This is a genomic window from Pseudanabaena sp. 'Roaring Creek', assembly GCF_001402795.1.
Classification (GTDB): Bacteria; Cyanobacteriota; Cyanobacteriia; order Pseudanabaenales; family Pseudanabaenaceae; genus Pseudanabaena.
In genome coordinates this window covers 11,773-29,368 of the sequence record NZ_LIRE01000232.1, presented here as the reverse complement: position 1 = coordinate 29,368, position 17,596 = coordinate 11,773, and the positions used below count along the sequence as shown (strand labels likewise).

22 protein-coding genes are annotated in these 17,596 nt (G+C 42.0%); 5 read left to right on the top strand and 17 right to left on the bottom strand.

Annotated elements, in window-relative coordinates; translation table 11 throughout:
- Positions 1 to 638: 638 nt before the first annotated feature.
- The 5 genes from AC805_RS07950 to AC805_RS07925 all read right to left on the bottom strand — a co-directional run bounded on the left by AC805_RS07950 (position 639) and on the right by AC805_RS07925 (position 4,182).
- Complete coding sequence (locus tag AC805_RS07950; RefSeq protein ID WP_082429429.1) at positions 639 to 2,282, bottom strand: ATP-binding protein; 1,644 nt, start codon at positions 2,280 to 2,282, stop codon at positions 639 to 641.
- Between the two features lie 343 nt (positions 2,283 to 2,625).
- Complete coding sequence (locus AC805_RS07940) at positions 2,626 to 3,294, bottom strand: hypothetical protein (RefSeq protein WP_055074926.1); 669 nt, start codon at positions 3,292 to 3,294, stop codon at positions 2,626 to 2,628.
- Positions 3,285 to 3,542, bottom strand: coding sequence for a hypothetical protein (locus tag AC805_RS07935; protein WP_055074925.1), 258 nt, complete (start codon positions 3,540 to 3,542; stop codon positions 3,285 to 3,287). Before AC805_RS07935 ends, AC805_RS07940 begins: the two co-directional genes overlap by 10 nt.
- Positions 3,523 to 3,933: a hypothetical protein gene (locus AC805_RS07930; protein ID WP_055074924.1), complete on the bottom strand. Its 411-nt coding sequence runs from the start codon at positions 3,931 to 3,933 to the stop codon at positions 3,523 to 3,525. Before AC805_RS07930 ends, AC805_RS07935 begins: the two co-directional genes overlap by 20 nt.
- A 30-nt stretch (positions 3,934 to 3,963) precedes the next feature.
- Complete coding sequence (locus AC805_RS07925) at positions 3,964 to 4,182, bottom strand: hypothetical protein (RefSeq protein ID WP_197278672.1); 219 nt, start codon at positions 4,180 to 4,182, stop codon at positions 3,964 to 3,966.
- Positions 4,183 to 4,544: 362 nt separating this feature from the next.
- Here AC805_RS07925 and AC805_RS07920 point away from each other — a divergent pair, with 362 nt between their 5' ends.
- The 5 genes from AC805_RS07920 (at position 4,545) to AC805_RS07900 (ending at position 8,754) form a co-directional block, all read left to right on the top strand.
- Positions 4,545 to 4,760 (top strand): hypothetical protein, encoded by a 216-nt coding sequence (locus AC805_RS07920; RefSeq protein ID WP_055074922.1) that lies wholly within the window; start codon positions 4,545 to 4,547, stop codon positions 4,758 to 4,760.
- 133 nt (positions 4,761 to 4,893) lie between these two features.
- Positions 4,894 to 5,547: a hypothetical protein gene (locus AC805_RS07915; protein ID WP_055074921.1), complete on the top strand. Its 654-nt coding sequence runs from the start codon at positions 4,894 to 4,896 to the stop codon at positions 5,545 to 5,547.
- Between the two features lie 52 nt (positions 5,548 to 5,599).
- A complete protein-coding gene (locus tag AC805_RS07910; protein ID WP_156341345.1) occupies positions 5,600 to 6,193 on the top strand; it encodes a hypothetical protein in 594 nt (197 codons plus the stop codon).
- Complete coding sequence (locus tag AC805_RS07905; RefSeq protein ID WP_156341344.1) at positions 6,126 to 7,760, top strand: DEAD/DEAH box helicase family protein; 1,635 nt, start codon at positions 6,126 to 6,128, stop codon at positions 7,758 to 7,760. The genes AC805_RS07910 and AC805_RS07905 overlap by 68 nt, the downstream gene beginning before the upstream one ends.
- A gap of 148 nt (positions 7,761 to 7,908) precedes the next feature.
- Entirely contained in the window at positions 7,909 to 8,754 is an 846-nt protein-coding gene (locus tag AC805_RS07900; RefSeq protein WP_055074918.1) for a hypothetical protein, read from the top strand.
- A 24-nt stretch (positions 8,755 to 8,778) separates the two neighbouring features.
- Here AC805_RS07900 and AC805_RS07895 read toward each other — a convergent pair whose 3' ends face one another.
- The 12 genes from AC805_RS07895 to AC805_RS07840 form a co-directional block, all read right to left on the bottom strand.
- On the bottom strand, positions 8,779 to 9,201 hold the full coding sequence (locus AC805_RS07895; protein ID WP_055074917.1) for a single-stranded DNA-binding protein: 423 nt from the start codon (positions 9,199 to 9,201) through the stop codon (positions 8,779 to 8,781).
- Positions 9,170 to 9,499: a hypothetical protein gene (locus AC805_RS07890; RefSeq protein WP_055074916.1), complete on the bottom strand. Its 330-nt coding sequence runs from the start codon at positions 9,497 to 9,499 to the stop codon at positions 9,170 to 9,172. The genes AC805_RS07895 and AC805_RS07890 overlap by 32 nt, the downstream gene beginning before the upstream one ends.
- A 3-nt stretch (positions 9,500 to 9,502) precedes the next feature.
- Entirely contained in the window at positions 9,503 to 9,898 is a 396-nt protein-coding gene (locus AC805_RS07885) for a hypothetical protein (protein ID WP_055074915.1), read from the bottom strand.
- A 196-nt stretch (positions 9,899 to 10,094) separates the two neighbouring features.
- Complete coding sequence (locus AC805_RS07880) at positions 10,095 to 10,307, bottom strand: hypothetical protein (RefSeq protein WP_055074914.1); 213 nt, start codon at positions 10,305 to 10,307, stop codon at positions 10,095 to 10,097.
- A 23-nt stretch (positions 10,308 to 10,330) separates the two neighbouring features.
- Entirely contained in the window at positions 10,331 to 10,768 is a 438-nt protein-coding gene (locus AC805_RS07875; RefSeq protein WP_055074913.1) for a DUF4326 domain-containing protein, read from the bottom strand.
- A complete protein-coding gene (locus AC805_RS07870; protein WP_055074912.1) occupies positions 10,765 to 10,956 on the bottom strand; it encodes a hypothetical protein in 192 nt (63 codons plus the stop codon). The genes AC805_RS07875 and AC805_RS07870 overlap by 4 nt, the downstream gene beginning before the upstream one ends.
- 212 nt (positions 10,957 to 11,168) lie before the next feature.
- On the bottom strand, positions 11,169 to 12,152 hold the full coding sequence (locus AC805_RS07865) for a DNA cytosine methyltransferase (protein ID WP_055074911.1): 984 nt from the start codon (positions 12,150 to 12,152) through the stop codon (positions 11,169 to 11,171).
- Positions 12,146 to 12,628 carry an ASCH domain-containing protein gene (locus tag AC805_RS07860; protein ID WP_156341343.1) on the bottom strand — a complete coding sequence of 161 codons (483 nt, stop codon included), beginning with the start codon at positions 12,626 to 12,628 and terminating at the stop codon, positions 12,146 to 12,148. Before AC805_RS07860 ends, AC805_RS07865 begins: the two co-directional genes overlap by 7 nt.
- Before the next feature lie 50 nt (positions 12,629 to 12,678).
- The gene (locus AC805_RS07855) at positions 12,679 to 13,209 is read right to left on the bottom strand and encodes a hypothetical protein (RefSeq protein ID WP_055074909.1); all 531 of its coding nucleotides are present in this window, start codon (positions 13,207 to 13,209) and stop codon (positions 12,679 to 12,681) included.
- A gap of 51 nt (positions 13,210 to 13,260) precedes the next feature.
- The gene (locus AC805_RS07850; protein ID WP_055074908.1) at positions 13,261 to 13,764 is read right to left on the bottom strand and encodes a hypothetical protein; all 504 of its coding nucleotides are present in this window, start codon (positions 13,762 to 13,764) and stop codon (positions 13,261 to 13,263) included.
- Positions 13,764 to 16,229, bottom strand: coding sequence for a DnaB-like helicase C-terminal domain-containing protein (locus AC805_RS07845; RefSeq protein WP_055074907.1), 2,466 nt, complete (start codon positions 16,227 to 16,229; stop codon positions 13,764 to 13,766). The genes AC805_RS07850 and AC805_RS07845 overlap by 1 nt, the downstream gene beginning before the upstream one ends.
- Positions 16,226 to 17,596: a hypothetical protein gene (locus AC805_RS07840; RefSeq protein ID WP_055074906.1), complete on the bottom strand. Its 1,371-nt coding sequence runs from the start codon at positions 17,594 to 17,596 to the stop codon at positions 16,226 to 16,228. Before AC805_RS07840 ends, AC805_RS07845 begins: the two co-directional genes overlap by 4 nt.

Genomic DNA, 17,596 nt, shown 5'->3' with positions numbered 1-17,596 from the left:
ACCTTAGAACTGTTTAATTGCAAACGACAGTGCGGGGAACTAGCACGCATTCCGAGGTGTCGTGACCTAAATAACGTAGTCAGTTAAGACTTTGGCTGGTCAGCACGGCTCCTAGCTTTTGGCTAGAAGCCCCGTCACTTCAGTGCGGGGTTGCTGACGACTTCATTCCTTTTGTGCATCGGAGTAAATTGAACGCAAATTGCATTTGCAGTGCCAACCTTGAGTTGGCTTCAGTGTAGATCCTCTCTCTTCTATGAAGGGTACATCTCTGCTCTAAGGTCTTGATAATTCTTCCCAAAGGTTTCCATAAGGAGATCTGCTGGGGCATTGGAGAGAGAGAGGCTATCGGTCAATATAAGGACAACAATCAAATAAGATTCCTCCTCAAAACGTTTCCATATTGGGGCTTTGCGATCTATTTTCATTGATTCAAGAAGATCTAAAGTTCGTGTCCTCTGCTTATCGTCCATTGCTCTAGTCTTGCTTGTATGTCGGGGAGATCCGATTTCTGGATTACCTGCTGGGTTAGATATTCCGCACCTTGGGAAATTCCGACCTAGATAAGGGTAGAGAACCGAACGAATGTCAAAATGTTCTGGATCTGAATCAGTGTATGCTCTTTTAGTCATTTGATTCTCTTAATTTTTTTGTCTTTTGTACATCGGAGTAAATTGAACGCGAATTGCATTTCCCGTTCCAACCTTGAAATAGCCATCGCCTTTCCCTTTCAAATTAAGTAGATCCTCAACACTTAATCCGAAATCAGGACTGGTGTTTTGAGCCTCTTTTACAATTTGCATCTTAAGAGCGATTTTTGTGGCTACCTGAGCCTTGGTCGCATCGCCAAAGTCGCCCAATGACTGACTGCCTAAGATAAGCATTTCTCCAAACTTGCGATACTCTCTTGCCGAGATATTAATAATCCCATTGTCGGCATCCCGTCCTTTAGAGTTAGCTCCTCCCACAGTAAACCGATGCGCCTCATCAACTACGACTGCAAGCCGATATCGATCGCGATCGCTCGTACAATTGACTGGGATGTTGCCTTTGGACATCAAATAACGTCCAATCTTACGTAGCAGGGTATCAACCACAACGTAAGCGACAGACGGCTCAAGGCTTTTGAGTATTAGCCTATAGCTCTTAGACGATAAATCGTCAAGGCTAATCTGTTTCGGTTTGTCAAAGACTGGATGCTCGAATATTTTTTCGACTATGGCGATCGCGCCATCAACCCGATTAGCATATTCAGCATTTTTTGAGACTCTAGCCTCATCAGCCCCATCCTTCATGAGTTCGATTACGGTGCTAAAACTTGGCGCAGGATTATTCCATGTTTCAGGATCATCTGTAATTCCAGCTTGTTTATAGGCAAGCTTGAAGTAATCCTTTAGCAATGAAACTTGCCGATGCCCGGTACTGGGGATAAATGCAGAGAGCATTTCGATCAGGATATTGGTTTGGGCAAATACACCACCATCATGCGGATCTAAGCTATCTAGTTCCATAGGATTAATGCCATACTCAGCGATCGTGGAATGGCTGAGTATGATTGGCGATGCCGATGGAGTATCGATATCACCATGAAAATCGAAAATTACTACAGGGATTCCGAAATTACTTATTTCTTCGCTAAGTACTTTTAGGGTTTCAGTTTTACCACTGCCCGACGATCCAACCACGATCAGGAAGCCGTTAGTCTCGCGAGACGGTTCCCAGTAAACCGAATCATTGCCACTTTTCCCAATTAGGATAGACAACTTATTCGGGTCTAACAATGGCTTACGAACAGGAGTATGGACAAATTGCGGAGTTGTAGCGCCAAAGGGTTCAGCAGATGAGGCAGGTGGTTCAAGACTTTCCTTATCCTGTTTGTCAACCCATTGCTTAAGTTCAGAGGGAACTTCGTCGGGCGATCGCTTCAGCCAAAACCTGATTAACCTCTTAACGACCTTAGCCTGTTCATTTTCGGGCATAATCTTTAAGGATTGATGCAGAGATTCAACCTCTTTCGAGGTAGATCTCTTTGCAAATGCCGCCTCAACCTCCCTTGGGATTGGCTTTAAGTACCAAAGAGGGAAATCTTGAGGATTATTTTCGCTAGCCTCTTTTAAAGATTTATAGAGAAATTCTAAGCGATCGCAATCCATTTCAAGATATGCCTTATCGATTTCCTCCCACCATCTACCCGAAAACGCCCAAAAGCGTTCGGTATAAAGATCGTCGAAGTCGAGTTTTATGCGATCTATTTTAGGCAATAAAAACCGGAATAAAGCCATCATCTCGTAACCAAGCTATGAATTAATCCAAAATATAAAAGGTAGGCAACAAGTGATAGCAAGAGCCAATCTCGAAGACTGAAAGACCAATTGGTACCACTACATAGCTCATCCGAAGCGATCTTAAACAACTCCCATGCAGACCATCCCGCCAGCGAACAGGTTACAAAAAATTGAACGTTGTTAACCTTCAAAAATGCCGATGCGATAGATAACAAAGGCATAATTACGAAAAATAGTGGAACTATGATAGAAAGAATTGAATCCATCCATTGGGGGAAAGAACCACCCGATGAAGATCCTCCCTTGGGATTATTCCTTGGCGAGTCTACTGGGTCGCTCATTTTTAATCAACTCGCTTGCATTTGCTAAAATCTACGACTTGGTTCTGTCGTAAAACAGATCCACCACATTCGTAAGTCGGGAAAGTAGTTTGTTGAGAAGATGCAGGTTGAGACTGGACTCTGGGTTGTTGGCTAGCTAGAAAGTAGCAACCTATTGACGAAATCACAAAAAAGGATATTGCATAAATTAATGGATCGCCGCCGAAAGAGAAGGATTTACGGTTGGCATCACCTGCCCTTTCTGAAGCACCTTCAGCCTTTGCGTTGGCTACAAGTGCCTGAGTATTTGCTCTATGGGCTTCAGCTTTAGCCTCTCGCGCTTCTTGGGCAACCCGATCTAATTCTTTCTTGGTATATTCCAAGTGAACGCGATCTATGCTTGCCTGATTCTTGATTCCAGAAATGTCTTCTTTGACTTTACTAAATTGTTGATCGGTGTACTTGATATGGGCATCAAGTACCAGTCCCATTTGTTCAATCCGTTTCTCAAACCTTTTGATTTTCCCATTACTTACTGTGAAATGCTCTTGGCACAATGCAATCATCTCATTAGGAGTTCTGGTGGCGAGTTCACCTCGCACCCAATCCCGATTTCCTTCGGTCTGATATTTTTGTGGCAGTAAATCAACAATTTCTGCCACAACTAATTCGCTAGAATTTTCTACTGACATTTTTTTTCTTGTTTTCGATCGTAGATATAATCATTAAGTTGTTGATCCGTTTTCTTTGCAGCTTCACTATCGGGCATACCGCATTGAATGGCTTTTGTGGATAATGCTGTATCGCGAGGTTGTGCAGTTGTCTCCTGATGAAAAAGCGAGGTGAAAAGTTGAGGATTCTTATTACCAACCCGCATAAACGCAATAGAGATAATAGGTACAACAAAAATAGAAATACCTTTAATTACCGTTGGATTCATTAGGAACCTCTACTTCGTCATCATCAGGACCATCAATTTCTTCGTCACCAATTTTCCATTCGGAAGCTGGCAAAATCCAAACCTGAGCTTTGTGTGGCTTAATTCTCTTCCTATTGGAAAATTTTGCAGCGATCGCATCCAACTCATCCTCATTCAGATCGCTATCTAGCATCTCGTCAATCGCGTCATTGATACCGCGCATCAATGACTGCTTGCTAGCAGCTTGAACCAACTTGAAACCACGATCGTACTGAGCATCGCTTACTCTCATAAGCGATTCCTTTAGCTTAGGATCGATGCCACCATTCTCAGGGGGGGGAGAACTTTGAGGTTTCACCTTTTCTTTAGGTGAAGCATTTTTAACTGCGTCGTTAATACTGTTTGCGTTCATTTTTTTTGGTGATTGTAAAAAGATGGAAATTTATTCGACAACTCGGTACTTCAACTTACTTATGATGGCGATCGCCGCAATGCGATCAAAATACGGGGCATTCCCCGCATAAGTAGGTTGATTCAAAGCTTGGTTCAATTCGGGGTATGCACTTAAATCCAGTAATTGCAGCGCAGCTATTGCCCGCTGTACATTCCGCAGGGAAGGGCAACCAACGGGATGTTGAAGATGGATAAGCCTCGTTATCATTTTTGCGGAGTAATCCTGCCGGCTACCCAGTTTGATGATCCCTTTATCCGGCTCTTGGAGAGCCAGATCTATCTGTTCTTGGTCTAATGTAGCGGCTTTCATTTTTAAATCTGTCGTGACATTTTCGCGTTCGTTTTAACTTTGTCGCGACTTAACAGCGACATAACTATTGATAACACTGTTGTCATTTGTTGTCAACATGAAAACACTTTTTGTCAATTTATTTACACAGTTAAATCTTTCGCGACATTTTCGCGTCCGTTTTAACTGTGTCGTGACAGTAAAGCGTCGATATCATTGTTTTCATGTGTTGTCAACAGTATGCACGTTAATATTGAAAACATTGTTGTCACTATTTGCTTATGCCTAGCCCATATATCGGATTAAGATGCCCTAACGATCTTCATGAAGCCCTAGTAACTTACCTAAAGGAGAACGGAGAGAAGCTCTCTCCTTTTATCCTGAGACTAATCGCAAAGGAAATAGGCTTTAACAAGGCGAACGATGACCTAAGCATCAAAGAGCGGTTAGAAATTCTTGAAAAGAGAGTGGCAAGTCTTGAAAATAAGATTGAATAGATGGCATTGTCTCTTAATTAGCTATTTATGCTGGGAAAACAATATCAACTGCTTATTGTTGCTAACAAGTCTGATCGTCCTACTTATTGCGGCGATCGCTCAGCATTTTAAATTAAGAGAATAAAAACCGAAAATGCCCCTCAACCCCGAACCCATTTTGCTTTTACCAAGTAAAATCTTGTACGATCAGATTATTTCTACTTCGATAATGCACCCTTTGGAGGGGAACGCAAATGAGGTGAATCGCAAGACTCAAAAGGCGATCGGTGAATCGATTCAGTTATATGGCTTTCTAGAGCAATTTGTGGTCGAGCCACATCCAGATATTCCTGGTGAGTACAGGATACTTGGAGGCAACCATCGGTATCTAGAAGTTCAGGGGGATACTAGATGCAATGTAGTCTTTGGACTGACTGACGCACAAGCCAAAAAACTTTCACTCGCACTGAATACTCATGGCAACCCCAACGCTCAAATGCTGGCATCGATGTTGGGTGAAATATACGAAGTAGAAGGGGCTGATGCAGCGATCGGGATACCTTATACTCCTGACGAAATCGAGAAAATTGTAAATCAACCACTTCCACCAATAACAAACGAAGAGGAGACATGGAAAAAAATTACACTTGATGTTCCAGATGGGATCTATCAGGTATTGATGCAAGCGGTCGAAAAAACGGGAATAGCCCATAAAAGTCCATCAAAACGAATAGTAAATGCATTAGAGTTAATCTGTGTTGAGTATATTTTTAGTCAACATGCTACGACTGTGGAAACAAGCTTATAGTTAGATGCAAAAGCCAGATAAAGAAGAGAGGTCAAAACCAAAAATAAGAAAATTGACAGATGCTTTGCGAGGGAAGATTTATGCGCGAGTATCAATGACTGGCAATGCCAAAAAATGTTGGGATGATGAAGTCGATCCAATCTGTACCGAAGAGGAATTTAGGAAATGGAGAACCGATCCTTGCCTAAAAAGAGATATCGAACATGCAAAACATCAGTTCAAGACAGCACAGAAGGCAAAATTCTACAGATTGACTGCCGATCGCTTAGAGAATTTCTTGAAAAATGGGGTCACTCGTACCCAGACAATAAAACGAACAATAAAATCTTATTCCGTCAATCCTATAACTCACGAAACAAAACTAATTGGATTTTCCGTGATTGAAGGAACTACCGAATCTCACGATCCCTTTCCCGAAAGGCTTATCTATGGGTTAACTAAAGCATTGGAAGGGAATAAAATGCCCGTTGAAGATGCGATCGTAACATTGGCGGGCGAGGGTGTCCTCGGTGAAGAACAATTACGATCAATCTCAACGGCAACCAAAGATTATCAACAAAAACTTATAGGGGCTATAGATGGCAAGGTTATCGGCGATCGCGTCAACAGTCGAGAAACAATTACAGTTGATATCTCCGACGACTGATAGTGAGACAATGCTTACTGGTGAAGATCTAACTAGGTTTGCTGAAGATCCTGTTGGATTTGTCAAGTATATGGAACCAGATACTTTGTTGACATCTGATCAGATATTGATCATGGAGTCGGTTAGAGATAATCGTCAAACTTCGATCGCCGCCGCTCACGGGGTAGGAAAAACATGGTGTGCTGCTTGGATACTTCTGTGGTATGTCTTTGCGGTTCGAGGTAAGGTTTTATCGACAGCACCAGTTCGGGAGCAGGTTAAAGAGCTTTTATGGAGTTATATTAGAAAAACGTATGACAAACATGCTACTCGATTTGGCGGTAGGCGGATTGAATTAGCAATCTACTTGACCGAGGAAGCTAAAGCGATCGGTTTTACCGTTCAGTCCTACAACGAAAATAGCTTCCAAGGTCGTCATGCAACTCGACTGTTGATCATTTTTGACGAGAGTAATGGTATTAGCCAAGCCGTAGACGAAGGTGCTTCGAGTTGTTTAACAGGCGATCGCAACAGGATTTTGCGTATAGGCAACCCAACTATGAGTGGGACTCCCTTTTGGAAAGCTTGCCGCAACGGACACTTGCGAATCCCAGTATGGAATCATGACAATGTTTCTTGGGCGTACTTTAAAAATTCTGATGGGATGCACCGACTAAAGCCTGAAATAGACGCAAGAATAAGAAGATCTATAAATCACCCTCAATACAGGCTTGAGCCTATCAAACCTCAAGTAGAGTGGGATGATGATTTACCTAGAGACAAAGTTGATGGCGCTGTATCTATCGGCTGGATCGAAGAAGTCCGATTAAATCGACATGAAAATTCACCATTCTGGATGGGACGAGTTGAAGGGATCTTCCCAGAAACATCTGGAAGTGCGATATTGCCACAGCCCTGGTTTATGGCAGCAAGAGAGAGATACGATATCAATCCCGAATGGTGGGAAACCTATGCAACTAGAGGACAGGAATGGTCTTTTGGTGTCGATGTTGGAGATGGTGGCGATGCTCACGCTATCGTTGGCTTTCATGGCAAATTATTAAAGATATGTAAAATTATCCCTGGTCTCGGAGATCGAATGGACACTGTTCGCATAGCGAAGATTGTTGCTAAAGAATACCTTGAAGTCTATGGGGGAACTGTCGGAGTAGATCGAATAGGCGTTGGGGCAGGAACACTAGGCTGGTTACTAGATAATGGTTACGATGCGTGGGGAGCTTCTTTCGGCAGCTCGGCAGTATCAAAAAATGATGAAGAGATTAAAGACACTCAAGGTACTTTTTTAGACTGGAAAACTGAAGCATTTTGGGGACTTAGAGAGTTTCTTGCCGCTAGATTCGATGATGAATTATCAGCCATTGCACCTTTAGGAGACTTTGAAGATGCGCTGATGGAAGATTTAAACGGTATTTACTACGAAGAGAAGCATAGAGGTACTTGCATTGAAGACAAAGCTAACACTCGAAAACGACTAGGGAGGAGTCCAAATGCTGGCGATGCTGCTGCAATCGCATTTGCAGGAATAGCTAAAACAGATAATATCTTGTGGCGATCTGCATACAGCTAAAAATATACATGGTATAGTAGGTGAGGCTTCGCGGTGTTGACAGCACCCAAGCCACTACACATTAATCTTACAAAACCTGCAGCCTTGAACAAAATCTTACTCTATAGAGATCAAGATTTTACCATCCTTCCAAAAAAGGGTAAAATCTATGTCTAAAAAAATAACCCATGAAATCGTTGAAGCTAGTTTTAATGAAGCTGGTTATCAGCTAAAAAGTCAATACGAACGAAATCAAGACAAACTTTTGTTTGTATGTCCAAACGGTCATAATCATTCGATATCTTGGTCATCATGGAAAACTGGAGTAAGGTGCGGAAAATGCCCTAATCCTAAAAGAACTCCTCATGAAATTGTAGAGGCAAGTTTTAAAGAAGCTGGTTATCTGCTAAAAAGTCAATACGAACGATGTGAAGACAAACTTTCTTTTATTTGTCCGAATGGGCATAATCACTCAATCACTTGGATGGATTGGAGGCGTGGGTCTAGGTGCGGAAAATGTCCTGTAATATCGTCTAGAAAAATCCCTCATGAAGTAGTAGAAGCTAGCTTTAATGAAGCGGGCTATCAGCTAAAAAGTCATTATGAACGCTGTCAAGATAAACTCTCTTTTATCTGTCCGAATGGGCATAATCACTCAATCACTTGGATGGATTGGAGAACTGGAGCTAGGTGTGGAAAATGTGCTGGCTGGTATAAAACACAAGAAGAGGTAGAATCGATCTTTGCATCTGAAGGGTACATACTTCTTTCTGAGTACAAAAAATCAGACACCCGCTTAAATTATTTCTGTAATAAAGGTCATTCAAGTAGCATTACTTGGGAATCATGGAAAGCAGGAAATCGCTGCGATTTTTGCGCCCGCAATATGAGAAGCTTTGATTACGTTAGAGACTCTTTTATAAAAGATGGATACACCCTGCTAACTAAGCACTATGAAGGCTGCCACCAAAAGCTAGAGTTTCTATGCCCTGAAAAGCACGCTCATACTACTTAGACAAATTTTATTAATAATCATGCTTTAAAATGGGATGTCATCATAATCGGGATTTGATTGAATTGCTGGGGGCGCAATTGGAGAAACAGGTGTCTGATGAGTATTGGCGGCAGATATAACCCTCGATGGGTTCGGGGTTGAGGGGCTATTACTACCTTCAATCAGTTGAAAAGCATTGCAATTAAAGGAAACTACCTTTTCCTTATAACCTTCTTTTTCAACTGAATCAAATCGAGTACTGCCATCAAACAAAACGAGATCGCCTTTCTGTAGCAAAATGAACTCTTCAACATTTTGCCATACAGTCACCTTAATTTTTTTGGACAACTCCTCATCATTCTTTGTAAATTCGAGACTGCAAATGGCAGAGCCGATAAGCTTCTGATTGTTTGTATATCTACTCTCTGGCTGGCATTCAAGCCTCAGAGTAATGCAAATGCTGTTCATTTTCTTTTAATTTGCTATTTAGCAAAAGTTTATATTCTGGAAATTTGATATGCGAAAAGATTTCGCGATCGCATAAATCACTAGAGAGCGGTTGGATTCTGGACTTAAGGATTTCTTCAATCCTGCCAGAAGGGAACATCAGCACTTTGGCTAATTTGCCTCCGCGCCCATTTTGCGAATATTCTGAGAGGACGTACCCATGCCATCGGGGATTGATGGACGGAGATTCTGGGGTACATCCCCCAAAACCCACAGATTTTGTCACGTATTGCCCTACAAGGGGTTCTCTTGCTGCCATGTTTTAGTTTTCCAGTAGTTTATCGAGAAGAGTAATCGACTTGGATATCACCATAGAGACTTCACTCACTGAACTATTACCAATGTCATAAGCGTTAAAAACCTTAGCCAATGCACTAGCCACACCCGAAAGTTTGGCAACTGAGTGAATAAATTTCGGTACTGGTTCATCTTCCCCACTTGCGAGATAGGTCGAGTAAATGGCGATCGCCTCAAAGAATTTCTTCTGAGCTTTATTAACCAAATCTCTTACTTTTGAGGGGGAACTTCTTTGGGTAACTGCCTTATCCAGTAAATCCCTAGCATTCTCAACCAAGGAAATAAACATTTCCTTCTCGTTGGATTGGGGTAGTTCAGGTGCGACCAATTCTGTTTGTATTAACTTTTGCTTGAGTGCCATTTTTTTCCTTTTTGTTTGTGTACGCAATGAAAAGGCAGGATTGTTGTTTTTGTCAACAACCGTATATAGAGCCGTCTTTCAATTCGCGAAGCTTACTGAGTTCGTACCGAGCAATATCCAAACTACGGCATTCCCTATAAATGGGATCTCTACAATCTAAAAACTTTCTCTTGATTCGGAAGATCATTGAACATTGTCAGAATTTATGCTTAAGAAGGATGGCATGTAAAGCTAAGACGACAAAACCTTTTACTCCGTTATCCCATTCAATAATGGGATCTCCCGATGCTCTTTCAAATTCAACAATCTTGCCAATCATATTATTAGGAACAATATTGTCCCCATAGGTAATATCTTTAATAGCTAACACTTCAACTCCTATCAAATTTTTTTCAATTTGTGATAACAAAATATTTTCCTTGAATAAATAAATTACAGAAACAATCTCTCAATACAGGCTTTAATGCGATCGCAATGGCAAGCTTTATCTTCAATTTTTGGATTTTTATTGCCTTTACACCAACAAAGGAGCGCAACATTGCCCGTTTGATTAACTACATCAGCAATGAATTGAAGCTCTCGCATAACTTCTGAAACAGTGGGATTCTTAAATCCTTGAGCAATATGCAAACCCTCAATGGTATAGATCGGAGCATTGGTATAAAATGTCATCTCAATGGGCATACAATCTAACTCTTCAGAGAGCTTGAAATTATCCCAAAGCCACAAACCGCAGTTTTTTACAGAAGCATCTCTATACTTCTCCTCATTGAATCCGTAAGGATTTCCGAGAAATGAGGTGCGATCGCATATTACACACTGATATCCTGCTGGTGGCGATCGGACATGCCCGACAATAATTTTGCTCATTTAGCTTCCCATCCTCCATCAATATATTCCCAAGCCCATTCCTTCCAACCATTGTGAAGAGCTGCGTCTAACTCTTCCTTATCAAGATCCGCAAAATTCTCAACAATTTCTTCCAAGGGAAATTCGCCTGTGCGCTCACCGTCAGTGCTAATTGACAGGGTAAATTTGATAATTGTTTTTCTATTCATTTCATCACATGATTATTCGCAATAAAAATTAGTCTTTACCAATTTGATTTCTTTATCTGCGATATTCCCACTCGGAAATATGCAGGAACTACTATCACAAGTCATCTCTGCGTACTGTCCTGGCGAAACTTTAATATAAACACGGTTGCTTTTTTGTTCACAAATGCGAAACTTTGCACCTAACGTAAGATCTGAAACAAATAATCTTTTAATCATGGTGCGAAACTCTCCATTATTTTTTGAGCGAACAGACATGGGACTCCATTCCCTATGCCCATACAATTGACATCATCTTTATCGGCATATTCGAGATCGAGTGGTACTGTTTGCCAAACTGCAAGAGCGGCAGTTGAAATCCTAAATGCCTCACCATTTATTACGATGGTGTACTGCTGGGAATGTCCATCGTGACCAAGTGCCTTGATTGTTGGCGTAGGGGAATCCTTGGGTATTATTACCGCAAACAGATTTTCGTACCCTTTCTTCCTACGGGACCCATCCTTACTAATTAAGCAGGTCTGCCCATCAATATCAAAACCTTGTTCGATTAGCGATGCTCTTTGCCAATTGGTTAATTTGATTGGCTTCAAGCTGGGAATAATCCCTGCTTCTTCGATCGCATCATACCAACTGACCCAAGGCAACAGTCCCGAATCAGGATTCCTAGAATGCGTAGGTACAAGCGGTTTTAGGTATCGACCAGATGATTTGCGGATCGCTCTTAGGATTAACCGTTTCCGAACCTGCGGCACACCGAAGTCTGCGGCACAGTATACGCTATACCAGTAGTAATAATCCTCTGCCAAGAATGGCAGAATTATTTGATGGAAGGATTCGCAATCCTCCCTAGCGTATCCAGCAACATTTTCGATCGAGACTGTCTCGGATTTAGTTTCTGCGATAGATCGAACAATCGCTCTCGCAAATTGGCGATCTAAATCGCTTTCTTTACCCTCAACATTTGCATAGCTGAAGCTTTTGCATTCTGGGGAAAATTGGGAATGCCCTGTTTCAATCCGTGAATAATCATACGATCGCACATCGCCACATACAACGTACTCTGCGCCATTCCTATGGCAAAAATCGACAGCAGGTTGGTGAATATCAATGCCAAATACACCTTTATACCCAGCCTGTATCGCTCCTATGCCAAATAAATCGAATCCAGTAAATGCAGTGGCAAATGTCTTTAGCATTCTTGTTGATAATCCCAAAGACCTTGTGCGCCTTTGTAGGGAATTGGTTCATCGCATTTGCGGAAATTCTCAAAACCCCACGCAAAACGACCCTCACACCAATCACCAAGCTTCAATTCAAGCTGAGTTTGATCGGCGATCGCAATTAAACGATTGCTATTCTGTTCGCGGAGAAGATCGGTAGTAAAAGCACCTACCATCTTTTTGCAGTACACCAAGTCAGCAAACATGACGATTGCACCTACAGGCAAATTGTATCCCTCGGTAATAATCGGCATCAATTGTTCGTATTCCGATTTAGCCAACGTTCCAAATAAAGAAATAGTTTGGAAAGGTGATTTACATAGGTTCTTTTTGCCCGCATGAATTGCAACCTGCCCGCGATACTTTGTGTACCAAGTTCGAGTCTCATTAGTTTTGATGCCCATAAGTGAGGCATAGGGCTGATGGAAGGTTAATCCTTTAATATTTATCAAGGCAAGTCCCTCGGTGGCTAATAAATTTTAATACGTTATTGATACGTTTGTCAAATTTCCTTAGAAATAGTTGGTGGGTTCATTCTCCAAAGTGTTCCGAGAGGCAATCTTCTAATAAGTCCTTTTCCAGAGCAGACGGTTGCAGTCTCATCATCATGTATCATCTTCAATCGCAATCCGGGGTACATATCCCATCCGCCAGCCCTTCGATATTCCGAGCGAATCTTTCTGGGGAAGCGATCGCCTAATTTCCCGTCAACCCAATCATTGAGATATTTGTGAACGATAGTACAGTGTTCACCTTCGGTTGTGGGAGGGTCCCAATACCAATCATTAATAGAATTGGTATCAATTTCTGGTAGGTTCGGGGTTGGGGGACACAGGATGCAGTTAACATGCGAGAAAACTGCGCGACCTTCCTCGAAAGAAAGGACTACACTGATCAATTCTTCAGTAGCTATAAAACATTCTTGACAATATATTCTGCCTTGTGAAGCCTTAGATTTGATAAAAACAGTATCTTCCGTGATTGTCGAAGTATTGATTGCCTCGGCAGACTTGTTAAGGATCGGTGTTGACATGTTGGCTACTGCGATCGCAGTAAGATAATTTTTCTGAATGGAATGATATCTTTAGAAAAATCCATTTTTATTGACAACTATAGGTTCCTTTAACTCGTAGAGATAGTTAAGGGACTTAATAACACATAAGTCTCGGATTGCTTCTGGTACTTGCTGGATGAAATTTTGATACTCTGCCGAAGTCTCTTTATGATTTCGGAATTTAGCAATTTCATTAGCCCATGCGTTGATTAAATCATCAGAAACAAGACTGCATTCTGAAATGGGATAAAATTGCCCAGGGACATTTCCATACCAAAGCCTTGGTTCTTTTGTATTGCCATCTCTAGACTTTTTAACCACGATAAAGACATGTTCGGATCGCATAACAACTTCTCCATCTTGAGGAGGTAATTCAAATGCGATCTGAGGGTATTCTGGATTCCATTTTTCGCAATCAGAAATTGAAAATACTGCACCAGCATGGGTCTTAACAATTGTTTTATCTTTATTCCATCTATCGACAGCAAATAAGGTTTTGCTCGAAAGGTGGCGATATTTTTCTATGGTTTGCATTAGAAAAAGTCCTCGTTTGCTATCTCTGGTTCAGGGATTGCGCCGCCTACATTTTTAGGAATTGATAAGGTTTGTTGATCGGGCAAGATCTGCAATTGTGTTGATATCGTATCAGATGGGATAGCTAGACGGTCGAGCAACGAAATAAATCCATTACCAATCCTACTATTTTTGCCATCAAAGGGGACTTTGACAACACCACCCATTTTCCCGTTCCGACTTTTGAGCTTACCAATTTCGATCATTCCAGTATTTGGAGAATTAGAGTTGTACATCTCGTCACGGTAAACGTAGATGACTTCATCGGAATCTTGCTCGATGTTGCCCGACTGTTTTGCATCTGATAGAGTTGGGCGCTTATCTTGACGTTTCTCAAGATCACGATTCGTCTGTACCAAAATAAATATTGATATTTTTAATTCTTTCCTGAGCCTTTTTAATTGCCTCAAGCACTCATTTACATCCTTGGTATCGTCAAAGGATCGACGTTCGGGATACATCAATTGTAGGTAGTCGATGAAAATAGCTGATACAGGTCCATTCTCAATGATGAAAGTCCTCACCCTTTGGCACATTTGCTCTACACTTTCGAGCGCATCGTAAACATAAAGCTTGGTTTTTCTATATGCAGTCACCACCTTATTAAATAAAATGCGATCGCCGTCCGCACCAAAATCGTGATACCTAATTGAGTCGCTGGGCAATCCTGTATTCATCGTTGCATGTTTAATCGCCGCCTCTTCTTTGGATACTTCGAGTGAGAAGTAGAGTACAGATTTATCTGGTTGTTCTAATGCGATATTTTGCGCCCATTGAAACGTCAGAGTAGTTTTCCCATGACTAGGACGACCGTAAATAGAAACGATTGAATTTTCGGCAGGTTCTCCAATTGAATCAATTTCTGGAACACCTGTCCCCAATGTTTTCTTTAGCACCAGTTCGGGATTTGCTAATTTCTCTGCCTCAACTTCAGCAACATACTCTTCGAGTACCGAGCCAAAAGTCTTAAACTGATTCCCCGACGTTTGCAAAGTTAGGAATTCGAGAAACTTTTGTTGGGCAATCGCAGTAAGGTTTTTTAAATCCTTCGACTCATCAGTAAATAATTTAATTAGTTCACGCCCTACCGATTGCCCAGTCCGTAAAATGTATTTTTCCTTGATCACCTTAGCTTGAAATACCAAGTCATTATCGGCAAATGCCTCAGCGCGATCGCGATAGGTTTTTAGATCTTCCTTACTAATTTTGTCCCCAAGTCCCTTGCGAGATAGCCTTTGATGGACACTCAATATATCAACAGGCTCCAACTCCCTAGAGAGTTCGAGGCAGACTTGGCAGATTTCACGATTTAATGGTCGGTAAAAGTGTTCGGGAGATACATGAATACCTAAAACCGCATTTATGCGGCTAGCATCTATCAAAAACTGCCCAATGCAGAATATTTCTGCGTCAAGATCTTGTGGAGGGATCGAACTAGCGTTGATTGGAATCAGATTTGTTGATTCCTGCTGCGGCATTTCCTCAAAGAAAGAAAGCCAATCACTAGGTGATCGCAATTGGTATCCGTTAAAAGATTCTGTACCAAACTGCTCATCACAGTCACCAATCGATTTATCTTGCCATTGCCCCCAGTCGGCAAACTTGACCGATGGCAAATTGGTAGCTAAGTTCTTGTAAGCGGTCAGGATGTTGCCCTTTTTCCTATCCTGCGTATTGGCATCGCACAGGAGGGTATGGGCAGTAGCGATTGAATATTTCGAGTGAAGTCTAGAAAGGCTTCTTGTGCCAAATATCCCACCTGCACCACCGACCATGATTACCTGCGGGTTCGTTCGCCATTCAAAAAATCCTCGAATCATGCTTTTCAACGCGCCTTCGCAGTACTTGATCTCATACGGAGATGAGTTATTGAATTTTGGCGATACCCATATAAACAATGGGTTTTCGTCTGTCTCATGCAGGTGATTGTCTCCTGTGAACACTCCCCATGTGTACTTGACGGTGCTGCGATCATCTAGCGCTTTCTGTGCGCCGCATAATAACCCTGTAATCGGATCAATTGCGGTAATTCCATACCCACCATCCAAGGCGAATAGCCAGTGTTTAGCCTTTGCCAAATTGATTTCAGGGTTAGTTAGCCCGCGCCTGAGCAAATCTTCTTGCTGCGAAATCGTTAACTTCGGTTCGTATGACCTGATCTTGCGATCGCGTTCTTCCATCGACAACACAGGAGCTTTTGAAGATTTTGCTGTGCGAATTGCTTGGACCTTGTTGCTGTAGGTTTCATCTTTGGCTGGCGAGTAAAGCGAAGCACCAATACTGTTTGTGCCTTTGCGAACGTAACCCAACGGTGGTTCGTAATTGCTGTAGCAGTGAATCAAATCTTCCCCAGATGAGCGACAATCCTTGCGTTCGCCGTTGCAAATCGGGCATGATCCTCTGAGAATAGTAAATTCCTGTGTCATGAAGCTACCTGATTGCTTTGGATTTTGAGACGGGCTTGATGCTGGAGGAAAGGCACATACTGTGCGAGGACTTGCCCGAATTCGTCAATGGGAGCTTTTGAATTTCTCGCAAGTACATGATTACCGCTAACTAGGTCTTCAAGGAAACCTCTCTCGGCGCATTTATCAACAAACGCATTCAACTCTGCGATCGCATCATCTGCGGTTAATTGTTCCTCTGATGGGTATCTCTCCCACATGAACTCAACCTGTTCAGCTTTTACTCGCCTACCTATCGGTTTCCATAGGCACGAACGCATGGTTGTTGTTGTCCTTGGCTCAACTTGTTGCTCCTGTAATCGTTCCTGAGCTTTTTCAATCGCGATCGCCTCTTCTACCAATGTCTCGAACAAACCCCAATGTTGACTCCGATAGCATTCTGTAGCCATCCTCGTAACATAATCCTTCGCCTTACTTGGTTCTGTGCTTTGTTTTAAATCCCTTTTTCGGGCGATCGCGGCATCGACGATGTGAGGGTTCCAGTTGTTGTATTGCTCACCCAAATGCCATCGACCAAAGCCCGCATCAATTAGTCCCTGTGGCGCAAAGCGATTCTGTGCCCTCCCAGACTTGAAGCGATTGCCCATTGGATCTGATGGTATTTGCTTCTCCAAAATTTCTGGCGATCGGGAAAGGGGGGTAGGGGGGATTGGGTCTTCTTTCCGATCTGAACCAAGTGCTTGATTTTTTTGGCTCTCTTGAATCTGAGAATTTTGCGAAGAAGAAAAATTGCTTTTTTCTTTTTTTGTAGTTGGATCAGTAGAAAGATCAGTAGATAGATCGGTTGTACAGAGAAGATCGATTCGATCAGGCGAACTGATCGATTCGATCATACCCACCTGATCGATTCGATCAGGTGAACTGATCGATTCGATCATACCCATGTGATCTGATAGATCACCCATGTGATCTATCAGATCAGCTTGTTGGAATCTAAAGCTTTCAAATCGGAGCTTTGCAGGTTTTATTATTTCCCCAAGCTTGGCATAATCAATGCGATACCATTTCGTCCTGTTTCCTTTATTCCTGTTGAATTCGCCAGAAATTAAAATACCTTGAGCCTCAAGACTGACAATAATCTTTCTGATAGATACTTCTGGGATAAATGGAAGTACTTTTTCCCAACTTTTGTAAGTGTTCCAGATCCAATATGCGCCATCATGAAAATGAATCGGACTTTGCTCTTTAGCCTTTTCTTGAACCCAATGGTCAATCTCTTGAAGAATCATTGCTGCTCTTTCACCAAGGGCAATTGCGACTACAGCGCTACAACTTCTCCTGTATAAATCTTCCCTTAATAGTTCTTTGCATAATTCTGATAGTGACAT